The 13298-nt window shown below is 67.4% G+C and carries 19 protein-coding genes; 14 read left to right on the top strand and 5 right to left on the bottom strand.

The window, feature by feature from the left end; translation table 11 throughout:
* Window positions 1-17 precede the first annotated feature (17 nt).
* The gene (locus ACRB8A_RS16365; RefSeq protein ID WP_432245121.1) at window positions 18-563 is read left to right on the top strand and encodes a GNAT family N-acetyltransferase; all 546 of its coding nucleotides are present in this window, start codon (window positions 18-20) and stop codon (window positions 561-563) included.
* 160 nt (window positions 564-723) lie between these two features.
* Here ACRB8A_RS16365 and ACRB8A_RS16370 read toward each other — a convergent pair whose 3' ends face one another.
* Complete coding sequence (locus ACRB8A_RS16370) at window positions 724-1317, bottom strand: DUF1992 domain-containing protein (protein ID WP_432245122.1); 594 nt, start codon at window positions 1315-1317, stop codon at window positions 724-726.
* A gap of 134 nt (window positions 1318-1451) precedes the next feature.
* Between ACRB8A_RS16370 and ACRB8A_RS16375 the strand changes: the two genes are divergently transcribed.
* Window positions 1452-3926, top strand: coding sequence for a beta-galactosidase (locus ACRB8A_RS16375; RefSeq protein ID WP_432245123.1), 2475 nt, complete (start codon window positions 1452-1454; stop codon window positions 3924-3926).
* Window positions 3927-3982: 56 nt separating this feature from the next.
* Here the strand turns inward: ACRB8A_RS16375 and ACRB8A_RS16380 are convergent, their stop codons facing one another.
* Window positions 3983-4480: an SRPBCC family protein gene (locus ACRB8A_RS16380; RefSeq protein WP_050685077.1), complete on the bottom strand. Its 498-nt coding sequence runs from the start codon at window positions 4478-4480 to the stop codon at window positions 3983-3985.
* A gap of 12 nt (window positions 4481-4492) precedes the next feature.
* Complete coding sequence (locus ACRB8A_RS16385; protein ID WP_050685076.1) at window positions 4493-4825, bottom strand: ArsR/SmtB family transcription factor; 333 nt, start codon at window positions 4823-4825, stop codon at window positions 4493-4495.
* 83 nt (window positions 4826-4908) lie between these two features.
* On the opposite strand from ACRB8A_RS16385, the gene ACRB8A_RS16390 reads away from it, so the two are divergent.
* Entirely contained in the window at window positions 4909-5679 is a 771-nt protein-coding gene (locus tag ACRB8A_RS16390; protein ID WP_432245124.1) for a Type 1 glutamine amidotransferase-like domain-containing protein, read from the top strand.
* Between the two features lie 125 nt (window positions 5680-5804).
* Here ACRB8A_RS16390 and ACRB8A_RS16395 read toward each other — a convergent pair whose 3' ends face one another.
* A complete protein-coding gene (locus ACRB8A_RS16395) occupies window positions 5805-6539 on the bottom strand; it encodes a GAF and ANTAR domain-containing protein (protein ID WP_050685074.1) in 735 nt (244 codons plus the stop codon).
* A 386-nt stretch (window positions 6540-6925) separates the two neighbouring features.
* The gene (locus ACRB8A_RS16400; RefSeq protein WP_285241755.1) at window positions 6926-7078 is read right to left on the bottom strand and encodes a hypothetical protein; all 153 of its coding nucleotides are present in this window, start codon (window positions 7076-7078) and stop codon (window positions 6926-6928) included.
* Window positions 7079-7420: 342 nt separating this feature from the next.
* Here ACRB8A_RS16400 and ACRB8A_RS16405 point away from each other — a divergent pair, with 342 nt between their 5' ends.
* The 11 genes from ACRB8A_RS16405 to ACRB8A_RS16455 all read left to right on the top strand — a co-directional run bounded on the left by ACRB8A_RS16405 (window position 7421) and on the right by ACRB8A_RS16455 (window position 13038).
* Window positions 7421-7618, top strand: a complete 198-nt coding sequence (locus ACRB8A_RS16405) for a hypothetical protein (protein ID WP_050685073.1) — start codon at window positions 7421-7423, stop codon at window positions 7616-7618.
* Between the two features lie 189 nt (window positions 7619-7807).
* Complete coding sequence (locus tag ACRB8A_RS16410) at window positions 7808-8650, top strand: CPBP family glutamic-type intramembrane protease (RefSeq protein WP_285241756.1); 843 nt, start codon at window positions 7808-7810, stop codon at window positions 8648-8650.
* Between the two features lie 114 nt (window positions 8651-8764).
* Entirely contained in the window at window positions 8765-9244 is a 480-nt protein-coding gene (locus ACRB8A_RS16415) for an Asp23/Gls24 family envelope stress response protein (RefSeq protein ID WP_050687939.1), read from the top strand.
* Entirely contained in the window at window positions 9241-9432 is a 192-nt protein-coding gene (locus ACRB8A_RS16420; RefSeq protein ID WP_050687940.1) for a DUF2273 domain-containing protein, read from the top strand. The genes ACRB8A_RS16415 and ACRB8A_RS16420 overlap by 4 nt, the downstream gene beginning before the upstream one ends.
* Window positions 9429-9851, top strand: a complete 423-nt coding sequence (locus tag ACRB8A_RS16425; RefSeq protein ID WP_432245125.1) for a hypothetical protein — start codon at window positions 9429-9431, stop codon at window positions 9849-9851. Before ACRB8A_RS16420 ends, ACRB8A_RS16425 begins: the two co-directional genes overlap by 4 nt.
* Window positions 9852-9853: 2 nt before the next feature.
* Window positions 9854-10435: a hypothetical protein gene (locus ACRB8A_RS16430; RefSeq protein WP_432245126.1), complete on the top strand. Its 582-nt coding sequence runs from the start codon at window positions 9854-9856 to the stop codon at window positions 10433-10435.
* Window positions 10432-11043 carry a hypothetical protein gene (locus ACRB8A_RS16435; RefSeq protein ID WP_432245127.1) on the top strand — a complete coding sequence of 204 codons (612 nt, stop codon included), beginning with the start codon at window positions 10432-10434 and terminating at the stop codon, window positions 11041-11043. Before ACRB8A_RS16430 ends, ACRB8A_RS16435 begins: the two co-directional genes overlap by 4 nt.
* Before the next feature lie 53 nt (window positions 11044-11096).
* Window positions 11097-11327, top strand: coding sequence for a CsbD family protein (locus ACRB8A_RS16440; protein ID WP_285241759.1), 231 nt, complete (start codon window positions 11097-11099; stop codon window positions 11325-11327).
* 87 nt (window positions 11328-11414) lie between these two features.
* Window positions 11415-11999 (top strand): RNA polymerase sigma factor, encoded by a 585-nt coding sequence (locus ACRB8A_RS16445; RefSeq protein ID WP_231686136.1) that lies wholly within the window; start codon window positions 11415-11417, stop codon window positions 11997-11999.
* Window positions 11996-12604: an Asp23/Gls24 family envelope stress response protein gene (locus ACRB8A_RS16450; RefSeq protein WP_432245128.1), complete on the top strand. Its 609-nt coding sequence runs from the start codon at window positions 11996-11998 to the stop codon at window positions 12602-12604. Before ACRB8A_RS16445 ends, ACRB8A_RS16450 begins: the two co-directional genes overlap by 4 nt.
* Window positions 12601-13038 (top strand): hypothetical protein, encoded by a 438-nt coding sequence (locus ACRB8A_RS16455; RefSeq protein WP_432245129.1) that lies wholly within the window; start codon window positions 12601-12603, stop codon window positions 13036-13038. Before ACRB8A_RS16450 ends, ACRB8A_RS16455 begins: the two co-directional genes overlap by 4 nt.
* The last annotated feature ends 260 nt before the right edge of the window (window positions 13039-13298 follow it).

Genomic DNA, 13298 nt, shown 5'->3' on the forward strand with positions numbered 1-13298 from the left:
GCTGGCAGGATGGGGCGATGCAAACCCTTGAGACCGCCCGGCTGCGGCTGCGCCCGTGGGAGCCTGGCGACGCCGGTTTTGTCCTGGACCTGTATTCGCGCTGGGATGTGCAGCGGTTCATCGGCAGCACGCCGCGGGTGATGGTCGATCCAGCCGAGGCCACCGAACGGATCAACGCGTGGCGCACCATGGACCACCCCGTCCATGGGGTCTGGGCTGTTGAAGTGAAGGAGGCCGGGACCCTAGCGGGCACGCTGCTGCTGAAGTCCATTCCGGCGTCCGGACCGGTCCCCCTGCAGCCGTCCGGAGATACCGAGATCGGCTGGCATTTCCACCCGGACGCCTGGGGCCGGGGCTACGCCACGGAGGCGGCCGCAGCTGTCCTGGCGTACGCCTTCGGGCACGGGCTGCCGGCCGTTGTGGCGGTCACCAACCCGGCCAACGCCGCGTCGCAACGGGTCTGCGCCCGCATCGGGCTGGCGCATCAAGGCCGGACCGACAGGTATTACAACGCCACCTGCGAACTGTTCGGGCTGCAGGCACCCGGCGCCGAACGGCCCTGACCGCGTACCCGCCGGCTTACAGCAGCGGCACTTGCCGCGGGTCCGACGACGGCGCCGCCACCCGCCGTCGTCCGCCCACTTACGTGGAACCCCGCCGCAGCCGCTGCCACCAGGACCGGGATGGTTTCAGGGCCGCCGACACCCGCCGTCGTCCGCCCACTTACGTGGAACCCCGCCGCAGCCGCTGCCACCAGGACCGGGATGGTTGCGGTTCCGGTGGCTGGTCCACGGTCCGGGCGGTACGGCGCTGCCGCCAACGCTCCACTTCCGTCTCCACGTCGCGGGTCATGGTGACCACGGGCGGGCCGCCCTGCAACTGCCGGCGCGCGTCCACCACCCGCCGGTTGAAGTCCAGGACCAGGTCACGGACCTGCTGCTCCGAATACTGGGCATCCAGTTTGGTGTCCAAGCCGGCGTCCTCGCTGCGCAGCACAATGGCCGCCGGCCCCATGCCGCTGATGTTTTCGCGCTCCAGGAGCCCTTTGACCCACCAGTCGGGGTCGTACTGCTCACCCAGCCCCGGGATGGGTTTGCCCGCGTACTTCAGGTTGTCGAACTTGCCCTGCGCCATCGCATCCCGGACCAGATAGTCAGCCCGGGCCGCATCGCCCACCTTGCTGCGCTTCTGGCGTTCGGACTCTTCGCGGGCCGCCAGGGCGGTCTCCTCCGCAGGGGTGATGCCGGCGCCGCGGTAGGAGCGCGCTTCCGCCGCCCGTTCAAGGCGCTTCCGGAATTCCGCTGACCCGTTGCCCATACCTGCACCCCCTGCCTCGATCCGGTTTCCTGCCCTCCAGTATTTCGAAGCAGGCCGCAAGGTTCAACGGCTTGCCGCGGACCGGCCGGGAAAGCGCTTCCCGGCACCGCTTTTCCTGTGGAATACTCGGTGCCATGCCCAACCACACCAGCAGCCCGGCTGCCCTGCGCGTCGTCCACCAGCCCTGGGAAACCCCGCTGACCGAGCCCGACATGAGCAACACCGAGGACCGGCATAAGCGGTACCGGCTCACCAACCGGCACGTCGAAGTTGATGGCGCACCGGCCATTCCCGTGTCCGGTGAGCTGCACTTCAGCCGGGTCCCCCGCCGGCATTGGGAGGAGCGGTTGCGCCTGATGAAGGCCGGCGGAATCACTGTAGTGGCCACATACGTGTTCTGGATCCATCACGAACCCGACGCGGGCCGGGCTGGCTTCGCGGACAACCTGGACGTGGCGGCGTTTGTAGCCCTATGCGCGGAGGTGGGCCTGGACGTGGTGCTGCGGATCGGCCCGTGGTGCCACGGTGAGGTCCGCAACGGTGGCTTCCCGGACTGGGTACAGGCGGCGGACGTGCAGCACCGCACCGACGATCCCGCCTACCTTGCCCTGGTGGAAGCCTGGTTCGGGCTGCTGGGCCGGGAATTGAGCCCCCTGGTGGGTGCCGGCAGCAACGTGATCGGCATCCAGCTGGAAAATGAACTCTACGACCAGCCCGGTCACCTCATCACCCTGAAACGGCTGGCCCGGGCAGCTGGCTTGTCGGCCCCCATCTGGACCGCCACGGCCTGGGGTGGCGCGGAGCTGCCCGAAGGCGAGGTGCTGCCGCTCTTCGGCGGGTACGGCGACGGATTCTGGGTGGATGCGGATGCTCCGTGGGATCCCACGTTCCGCGAGCACTTCTTCTTCAGCCATTCCTGGGACGACCCCGGCATCGGCGCCGACCTGCGCGAACACCTGGGCGCCGGTGGTCCGGCCGCCGCTCCCAGGGCTGCGTCGGCGCTTTTCCCGCCCGCCACCTGCGAACTGGCAGGCGGAATGGCCACCGCCTACCAGCGCCGGCCCCGGCCGCAGGGCGCGGATGTGGCGGCTGTGGCGGCCAACAAGATCGGCAACGGCTCCGCCTGGCAGGGCTACTACATGTTTGCCGGCGGCCGGAACCCCCGTGACGGGCTGCAGGAGTCCCAGGCCACCGGTTACCCCAACGACCTGCCGCGTTTCGACTACGATTTCCACGCCCCGATCGGTGCCACCGGCAGGCTGGCCGGCAGTTTTGCCGCGCTGCGCAGGCAGCACGCGTTCCTGGCTGCGTTCGGCGACCGGTTGGCACTGATGCCGTCGTCCCTTCCCGCCGTTATGCCCGCCGGGGTGGACGACTCCGCCACCCTCCGCTGGGCCCTCCGCAGCGACGGCTCCGCCGGCTTTGTTTTTGTTACCTGGCACCAGCCGCACGTCCCGCTGGACACCTGCCGGGGCGCGCAGTTTGAGGTAACGCTCGACGCCGGGACCGTCACCTTTCCGGCGGCGCCAGTGGACATTCCCGCCGGCACCATCGCCTGCTGGCCGGTGAACCTCACGGTGGCCGGCGTGCGGATCGACTGGGCCACAGCTACTCCCCTGACCATCCTGGATCCCGGTTCCACAGTGCCCACCCTGGTGCTGGCCGCCGGGCACGGCATCCCGGTGGACCTGAAGTTCGCGCCGGGAACGACTGTCAGCAGCATCGATCTCCATAACAGCGTCCCTGGCGGCCCGGCCGGGAAGCACCACGCAGGCGGCCTGGCTTCGGGTGCCAGTCTCGCTTCCGACGCCGGTCTTCTTCCCGAGGCCGGTCTTCGTTCCGGTGCTGACGGGGTCTGGCGGGTGTCCCCGGCGGAACCGCAGCTTCTCACCGCCGTGAACGGGAGCCGCACGCTGGACATCCTGGTGCTCCCCGCGGAGACCGCGGACCAGGCATGGGTGCTGGCCGGGGAGCTGGTGCTGTCCGACGAGCCGGTGTGGACGGTGCCCGGCGGCTTGGCCGGGCGTTCCCAGAGCCGGCCGTCGCTGCAGCGGTACAGTCCCGACCGGCGCGGATTCGCCGGAGTGGATGTCGCGGTGCCTCTGCCGGCGGAGGCAGAGGTTCCCGGATTCCAGGCCGGCAACGACGCAGTTCCAAGGGTCGTGCCAGCGGTCTTGACCCGGGTTGCAGCGCCGGTACCGGCGTCGTTTGGTTCGGCAGCCAACCGCGCGGCGGCACCGTCGCCGGAGACGATCGCCGAACTGGCCGCGGAGTACTCACTGTCCATCCCGGTGGAGGGGGTGGACGGGCATCACACCGAGCTCGAAATGGAGTGGGCGGGTGATGTCGCCCAGCTCCTGGTGGATGGGGTGCCCGTGGCGGACAGGTTCTGGGACGGTTCGCCCTGGGTCCTGGACCTTGCTGACGCAGGCATCACTCCGGGTTCTGCCGTAACCCTGCAGATCCTTCCGCTTCATGCGGAGGCGCAGGTGGGCTTGCCGGTCGAGGCCCGGGTCCGCCGCGAGGCCACCGACGGTGACCTCGCGGCCCTGGACTCAGTCCGCCTGGTCCACTGGCACCGCTGGCTGGAAGCGGGTGCCGGCCAGTAGCGCCGCGTAGCGGGTGCCGGCCATTAGCTGCGCGTTGCCATGCCAGCGCTCAGCGGTCAGGCGTTTGCGTGTTCGGCAAGGATGGCGTCGATCTGCCCCATGGCCTCGGTCATGCCTTCCTGCATGCCCATCTGGACCATCTGTTCCATCTGCTCTTCCGATTCGAAGGTGGACTGGACGGTCATCCGGGTCCGGTCCCCCAGCGGTTCCAGGGTCACGGTTGCCCGGGTGATACCCATGTCACCGGTGGGGTTTCCGTCTTCATCCGCGAAGCCGTCGTCAAAGGCGAGCCGGGCGGGCGACTCGACGTGTGTGAACTCCCACCAGCCGTGAGCCTTGGTGCCGTCCGGCCCGGTCATATAGTAGTTAGCCTTGCCGCCGGGAACCAGATCAAGCTTTTCGAAGGTGGCGGGCCAGGTGGGCGGTCCCCACCAGCGCTCCAGCTGGCGGGGGTCGGCCCAAAGCTCCCAGACGCGCTCCACACCGGCCTCAAACTCGGCTACCAGCGTGAAGCTTAGGGCTTCCGGATTTCTGGTGGAACTGATGACTGACATGGCATTGCCTTCCTACTCTTCTGCGAGGATGTCCGCGATCCGGGCGGCCCGTTGCCGCCAGACCTGTTCATATTCATCGAGCAGCCACCGGGCTTTCTGCAGGCCTTCATGGTTGCCCCGCACAATCTGCTCCCTTCCGCGCTTCTCCTTGGTCACCAGGGAAGCCCGCTCCAGCACCGCCACATGCTTCTGGACTGCGGCGAAACTCATGGCGTAGAGGGCAGCCAGGCCGGAAACCGAATATTCGGTGACGGTTACCCGCCGCACAATGTCGCGGCGGGTGGAATCGGCGAACGCCTGGAAGAGGCGGTCCAATTCGGTTTCTCGGAGCTGATCTACAACCATTTGGTTGTACGATATTCCTTCTCCCACCCCATGTCAATGGTTTTTTCCACCAAGGCGTGCCGGCGTCCGGTACGTTGAGGGCCATGGGCGTCTACCTAGCGGGATCCACTCCGGATCCGGGCAGCTTTCCCGCCGTGTTTGACCACTTTGTCCGCGCACTTCCGCACCACCGGCCAGCCCGGATCGCTTTGGTGCTCCACGCAGCGGGCAGGGACCCGGCCGGAGCCCTACCCGCCTATGTTGACCCGCTGGAGGCGCGGATTGCCTGCGAGGTGGTTCCCGTCCTGCTGCGGCAGGACGGGACGGCCGGGGCCGTTCGCCCAGCCAGCCCCACTTCCTTCCACAACGTGGACGCCGTGATGGTGGGCGGCGGACAGACACCCGCCTATCTGGCCGGGCTCAGCGGGTCCGGTGCAGAAATTTCGCGATTGGTGGCCGGCGGTGCGTCCTATCTGGGCTTTTCCGCGGGGGCGATGGTGGCGCCGGGTGCCGCGCTCATCGGCGGCTACCGCATCGACGGCGTCGAGGTCTGCGATGCGGGATGTTCCGAGGGCCTGGACAACGTCGAAGTCCGCGCCGGCTTGGGACTGGCACCGTTCACTGTGGACGTGCACGCCGCCCAGGCAGGTACCGTGAGCCGGGCGGCCGGCGCCGTTGCCGCCGGACTGGTGGACCGGATGGTGGCCATCGACGAGGGTACGGCACTGGTGCTGGCAACAACCGAAAACGCGGATTACGAGGTACTCGGCACCGGACGGTGCTGGGACTTCCGGCGGGAGGACGTGGCGGGCGGGCTGCCCGCACCGGGCGCGGCCGCCGTCGTCAGCCTTTGCATGGCCGGGCACGGCACCTAACAGCAGCATCCGGCGCGGCCGCCGTCGTCAGCCTCCACATGGCCGGCAAGATACCTGACAGCAGTAGCCGCCGATACCGAAATATGATCCCAGCACAACCCAGTGCTGCCGGGATCTACTGACGACTAAGTGTCGAAGTGGGTCCGGACGGGACTGCCGGAAAGCTGCTCGATCAGTTCCTTGGCAACATCGCGGAGCTTCCGGTTGCGGTTGCCGGACACTTTGGTGAGGATGGCCATGGCTTCCTCCTGGGAACACCGGTTCTGCGCCATGATCACGCCGCAGGCCAGGTTGATGGCGGTCCTGCTTTCCAGGGCGGCCTCCAGGTCATCGGCCCTGCCCTGCACTGTCCGGAGCCGCACCGACAGCTGCAGGGTGTTGCTGGCTGCAGCCGCGAAGGCCTCTGCTTTTTCGTACACGTCGGGACTGAAGGCGTCTGGCCTTGTGGCGAAGAAGTTCAGCGCTGCACCGGCACCCCCACTGATCTCCAGCGGGACACCAAGGGTGCTATGGATGTTGACGTCCAGGAGTTTCTGCATATACAAGGGCCAGCGGGCATCCAGGGACACGTCAGCCACCAGGACGGTGGACATTTCCCGCAGCGCCATGATGCAGGGGCCATCGCCCAAGGCCTGCTCCACATGGTCCAGCTCGATGGCGCGGGCGCTGCTGCCGGCAGCCGTGACGGGACGGCGGTGCAACTTCAGGGTGATGGCGCACTCGATGGTGTCCCCGGCCGCCTCCGAGACAGCCGCCGCAGCCATGCCGGCCAGGCCGGAGAGGAATTCGACAGCATCGTCGGCACCCACCAGGATCTCCTGCAATTGCGCTGCGGTCTGGCTATCAATGGAACTCGACATAGAGCCATCCTACTGTCGCCCCGCCCACAGGACGGCGGAACCAGGGCAGCGGACCTGGTGCCCTGGTTGGCGTCACGGGACTGGCCCGCATCCCCAACCCGGGCAGGCCCTGCGCACCCGGTCCACAGAGCTGGTGCCTGACCTCCGGGGAGCGCCGCTGGGAACCTTATTTCCTGGCCGCAGCCGCCACCGGGGCCCCGTCCATCCTGGCCGCCCCGGTGGACCTCAACGGGGATGCAGAAGAGGTGCTCATCCTGAATTCAACACCCACTTCGACGAGTGGGCGCGTCCCGGCAACCGCGGCACGCGGAACTGCGGCCACACATGGAGAAGCAGCCGGCTTCGAAGACGAAACCGGCTGCTGCGTCCTGTTGATGGTGCGGGTACTAAGCCCGGGTTTTACGCTTCAGCCAGCCCCAGACGCCAGTGGCGACAAAGAGGACCAGGCCGACGATGGCCAGCCACAGCAAGCCCTTGACGACGAACCCGAGGACTGAAAGAACCAGCCAGATAATAAGCAGTGTGATGATAATTCCCATGCCTGAAGCATATGCCTTGGCACCGGGCACCACACCGTCGGCTGATCTCGGGGCCGCCCAACGTGATCAGTCTCACCCGCAACAAACCCCTTATAGGTTGAGTCGCCAATTCCTGGTTCTGCACTATTGAAGAACAGTGCGGAACGTTCCAGCCTGTCCGCGGCAACCCGGGACCGCCGGTGTGCTTGGTCACATCAGCCCCAAAACGGTTGCCATCGGCAAGCCGGGCAGGCACCATTGAAGTATTGGGAACGCGCTTTCCCACACTTTTGTCCTCACCGTCGAGGACGCGGCCCCGGCCCTGCGCCGAGCCGTCCACCAGCAAGAAATGGAAGTTGAATAATGACGTTCGATGCCACTAACTCCGTGACCCTGAAAATCTGGGACAAGGCTGCCCTGCACCACACCATTGATTCCGCGGTCAGCGACATGTCCGCCCTGCACAACACCACCACCTGCGGCATCGCCGTGACCTGCAGCGGCCCCAACACCTTCACGCTGAGCCTCCGCCACGACGCCAAGGTCCTCGCCTCCGTCTAAGCAGCCACAACGGACCCGGTTGCCACGCAACTGAAGCGGACGACGCCGGCACCTCCCGGCGTCGTCCGCTTTCCTTTTTCGCCGCCGGGCTGCGTCCGCACCGCCGGGCCGCGGCCCCGCCGTCGTTGCCTCTGGTCCGGGCCGAAGCTGCAGCAGTAGAGTCGATGGCACCAGACTCGGGGGGTCACGATGAAAAACCAGCCACACCGGGCCGGAACCGGACCCGCGGACGCGCTGAAGCTGTTCCCCGCGCCACCGGCGCTTGCCCCGGCGGCTCTTGTGGCGGCGTCGGGCTTCCTGCTGTTTGTCCGGGAGGACCGCCCTTTTGGATTTTTGCTGCTCGGGGCGGCGCTGATCACCGCAGGATTCCTTAGCCGCCGCCTTCTGGTTGACCTGGCCCTCGTTGCGTTCGGGCTTACTGCCATGAGCCTGGTCCCGATCACCACGGACATCAGCACCGCGCACATGATGGTGATGGGCACGGCAATGGTCCTGGCCGTTGGCGTCCCCTATGCGGTCTCACGTTTTGTCACCCGCGAGCACGCCATCCGCTTTCCGGTCCGGACCGGGAAGCCCTGGACACGGGCGGAGAAGTGGTATCTCCCGGCGGTCCTGGTGATCGGCTACGCCCTGATGCCCATGTACATGGTGCGGACCGGCGTCTACGCCAACTGGCCTGCGGTGAGCGACCCCGAGGGCATCGGCCGGCTGTTCCTGGGCACCAACGTGCTGGGAATCTGGGACGAGCTGTTTTTCATCTGCACGGTGTTCACCCTGCTGCGCCGCCATCTTCCGGACTGGCAGGCCAACCTGCTGCAGGCGGTCCTCTTTACGTCGTTCCTCTGGGAACTGGGATTCCACGCGTGGGCACCGTTTTTCATCTTCCCGTTCGCCCTGCTGCAGGCCCGCCTGTTCACCATCACCCGGTCTTTGTCCTACATTGTCAGCGTCCACCTCCTGTTCGACTTTGTGCTCTTCCTGGTCCTGATCCACGCGCACAACCGCGAGTGGATCAACATCTTCATCTACTGACCCCTGCAACGTGATGGGCGTCACGAAAATAAGTGCGTGACGAACCGGGCCCGGGCTGCGTCTTTATGTGTGAAGGCGCAAACAGCCTCCCCGACGAACCTCAGGAGTGACACGATGACCACGCAGCCGCAGACCCCTTCCGACGTACAGAAGAAGACCACCGCACCGGGCCATGAGCTCGCAGCAGGCGAAGGCCACGACGGCCGCGGCAAGACCACCGTGGCGGACGGCGTTGTTGCCAAGATCGCCGGCATCGCCATCCAGGAGATCGAAGGCGTCCACGCACTGGGCGGCGGGGCAGCCCGCGCCCTGGGCAACCTCCGGGAGAAGGTGGGCCAGAAGGACCTCACCCAGGGCGTAACCGTAGAGGTGGGCCAGACCCAGGTTGCCGTGGACGTCACCCTGGTGGTGGAGTACCCCCACCCGCTGCAGCAGGTTGCCGACCGCGCCCGCGACGCTGTTTACACCGCCGTCGAGGACCTGGTGGGCATGGAAGTCACCGAAGTGAACATCACCATCACCGACATCCACGTAGCCTCCGAGGCAGACAACACCGACGACGACGACGCCCCGCGTGAGCCGAGGGTGGCATGACCCCGGTGGTGGCCGGCGCAGCCGCCGGCGCCGTCCTGGCGTACGTCGCCCTTGCCTTCGGGTTCTGGGGCTTCCTGCTGACGGCCCTGTTTATGGGAATCGGCGCGGTCCTGGGCCGCTCCGCCGAGGGCAAGCTTGATCTCGGCGGGGTGCTGGACGCGCTGCGTGGCCGGCGCTCCTCCTCATGACCCGCGCAGGCCGCACCAGGATTGCCCCCGCCGCGCTGAAGCACACTGTGGAAGCTGTGGCAGCCGGAGCGTTCGGGGTGCCCCCCGGGCAGGTGGCGGCAGCGCTGGACGACGACGCGGGCAAGCTGGGCGTGGCTCTGACTGTCCGGCTGCCAGCGCCGGCCCTGCTGGAGCGGGGCCTTGAGGCAACCCACCGGCATTCGGCCTTTGAACAGGCGCACATTGCCCGGCTCAAGGTCTCGGTTGCCTGCCGGCAGATCACCGGGATGGAGCTGGGCCGGATCAACATCCGGCTGGCGGCCGCCAAGCGCCGGCAGGTCCCGGACTCCAGGGTGGACAGCGGCTCCGCAGCACACGGATCGGGGTCCCGCAGCGCTGACGACACGGCTGTCGACACCGATCTACTCGAGAGGAGGTAACCATGGGACAGGCCCGAACCAACAAACGGATCGTCCGGCGGGAGACGCATTCATCGCGCGCCCGGCTGTCAGTGGCCGTGGCCCTGCTGGCCCTGTGCTTCTTTGCCTGGCTCGCCGCCGAAAGCGTCCTCTCGCTGTTAGGGCAGGACGCCCTCCTGGCCAGCCCCGGCCAGCTGGCGGCGCAGGTGGTTGCCCTTCCGCAGGCTGTCCTGCCGGGCGCCTTGGCTGCGGCCGGCGTGGCGGTGGCCCTGCTGGGGCTGCTGGTCCTGCTCGCCGCCGTCAAGGGCGGCCGGCGCCCACGCCGTTCCATGGACAGTGACCGGGTTGCCCTGGTGGTGGACGATTCGGCCATTGCCGCAGCCGTTTCCCGGAAGGTGCGCCTGGCGGCGAACCTGGCCCCGGAGCAGGTGACCACCACGGTAGGCAAGCGCTCCCTCCGCGTCCTGGTACGGCCGACGTCGGGCGTTGCCATTGACCGCGAGACCCTCACCTCCGCCGCCGTCAGCGAAGTGTCCTCCTACGGGCTCACCAGGAACCTGCGCACCGACGTGCGCGTCTCACCGGAAGGGGTGACGGGCCGATGAACCGCACCAACAGGGCCTTGAACCGGCTCCTGCTCGCACTTGCGGGAATACTGCTGGCCGCCGTCGGCATCCTAACGGCCGGCGCCGCACTGAACCCCCTCGTCAGGGACGGCTGGACCCGCTATACCGGCGCGGCCGTTGACAGGTGGCAAGCCATCCAGGCCTCGGCGCCCCTGCAGGATCCGCTTGGCAGTTGGTGGACCGTGGCCCTCGTGGCCGCGCTGGTGCTCCTGGCAGTGCTGTGCATCGTGTGGATGACGCGGCAGGGCGGCGGCAGGAGCCGAACCGGCGCGGAGGACACCGACGCCGAGCTCGGGAACACCGCCGTCGACATCTCCTATCTGGAGGCTGCCCTGGATGCGGCACTGGCCGGCAGCAACTCCATCGTCGGAAGTTCTGTCACCGCGTGGCGGGGATCCGGCCGGGGCCCGAGCGGCCTCCGGCTGATCCTCCAGACACGGCGCGGAGCCTCCCCCAGGGACGTGGCCGATACCGCCGAAGCCCTGGTCCGCTCAATTGACGGGCTGTTGGGCCATCGCACCACCGTTCTGGTCCGAATAGCCACTGGAACAAGGACCAAACTGGCCGGCGCCCTTCGCACCGACTGATCCTCTGCACCCACTGATCAGCCCCGCAGTAAACCAAGGAAAGGAACATCATCATGGGAATTGATAACAGGCTCACCAATGCAGCAACCAACCACCTCGGTGCCGCCAAGGAAGGCCTCGGCAGGCGGACCGGGGACCGGGAACTGGAACGCGAGGGCCAGGGCGACCAGGCGCAGGCCAAGATCCATGATGCGGGCGAAAAAGTGAAGGACGCCGCGAAGGACATCGGCGGAAACCTCAAGGACGCAGCAGCCAAGATCAAAGAAGGCTTCGCCAAGCACTAGGCCCCTCGAGCGGCGGGTCCGCGGGGCATTCCGTGGGCCCGCCTGCCGTTGTTCCGGCGTTCGCGCCAAGAGTGAAAGCAGAATCAGGTGACAGATCCCTTGGTGCCGGATCGGCTGGATTTGGTCCCCGACGCCCTCCTGGTGGGCCGGGCAGCCGACGGCGACACCGCCGCGTTCGAAACCCTGGCCCGCCGGTACGGTCCGCTGATGCGGGCCTGCGCGCGCAGGCTGACTGGCTCCTACGCCGATGCCGACGACGTGGTGCAGGAAGCCTTGGTCCAGGCCTGGAAGCAACTCGATACGCTCCGCGAACCCGGCGCCGTCAAGAGTTGGCTCCTGCGCCTGACCGGCAGCCGCAGCATCGACTTCCTGCGGCGGCGGCGGAACCATGCGGGCTTCGGTGACATCGACGAGGTCAGCGGCAAAGGGGACGTGGGCTCCCCGGAGGCCGGCCCCGAGGCCAAGGCGGTCCAAGGGTCCAGCATTGAGTCGCTGAAGGCGGCGCTGGCGCGGCTTCCCGAAGAGCAGCGCCGTTGTTGGGTCCTCAAGGAATTCAACGGCCAGAGCTACGACCAGATTGCCCAAACACTGAACATCAGCACAGCCAGCGTCCGTGGCAGGCTTGCCCGGGCACGGATTACGCTGGTCCGTGAAATGGAGGAGTGGCGATGAGCATGCCCAACGACAACTTGGAGTGCGGGCACACCCTCGAGGAGCTGAGCCTGTACCTGGATACGGGCGAGTTTGCCGATCCGCGGCACCTGGAGACCTGCCCCGACTGCCGCAATGGCCTGGACTCCCTGCGGCGGCTCACGGCTGCCGGCAGTGAACTGCTGAGCAACGACCTGGCGGCGGCCGGCAGCGGCAACGACCCGTGGATGAAGAACATCCTGGCCAGCCTGAAGCTGGAACTGCGGCCGGGCAGGGATATCCCGCTCCGCTCCGATGACCCGGCGGACCGGCTGACGGAAACTGAGGGGTCCGTGTTCGCCCTGATCCGGTCCGTGGCGGACGCGACTCCCGGGGCCGTGGCTGGAAAGGTGCGCCTGCACGGCGATGTGACAGTGCCGGGCGAACCGATCACTGTCAGCGTTGATCTTGCCGTGGCATTCGGGCATCCCTTCATGCGCAGCGCAGCGGCCCTCCGGCTGGACCTGGCCAAGGCCCTGGCGCGGCACACGGAGCTGAACATCGCCGGGATCGACATCACCATCACCGACGTTATTGAACCGTCCGCGGCACAGGCCCCGGACCCCGCCCCGCAGGAGGAATCATGAGCACTCCCGTACAGCCGTCCGCTGCCGATGGCCTTCCAGGTCAGCGCACAACTTCCGACGTCCAGCTGCCCGTGGACCTGCGGCGGGTCATCCTTGCGGTGCCAGGGGTGACCGAGGTCTTCCCGTCGCGGCCCCTGTGGCAGCGGCTGCCGGCGCGGGCCGCGGCGCTGATCACCAGCGATGAGCCGCAGGACCAGGACCTCCCCTTGGTGGAAAAGCGTTCCGACGGCGGTCCCACGGAGGTTTCCGTGCGGATTGGCGTCAGTGCGGGAAAGTCCGGGGCGCCAGGGCTGTCTGGGGTGCCGGGGACACTTGGGACGCCGGACGTTGCCCGGGCGGTGGCGGCCGCTGTACGGAACCATTTTTCTCCTGAGCAGGTGGTGGCCAGGGTCTCCGTGGTGCGGATCGCCGGCGACTTCCTGACAGGCGGTTAGTACCCAGCCTTTTTGGCGCGTACGACGGCGGTGCATGGGGTGGGTGCCGGCGTTCTCCTTTGGTGTTGGCTGGCCTTCTGCCGGCTGGGTTTTGTGGCTGACCAGATTGTCGTACCCCCTGCATATGCTGGGGTTATGGACGGCGAAGAGGCTCCAGGGACGGACGGCAGGGACTCCGTTCCGGCTGCTCCCGGGGCTGTTTCCGGGGCCGGCTTTGGGGGCGATCCATCGGTCGCTTCCGGCTCCGACAGGATTGTCGT

This window comes from Arthrobacter sp. G.S.26 (genome assembly GCF_050847375.1).
Lineage (GTDB): Bacteria > Actinomycetota > Actinomycetes > Actinomycetales > Micrococcaceae > Arthrobacter.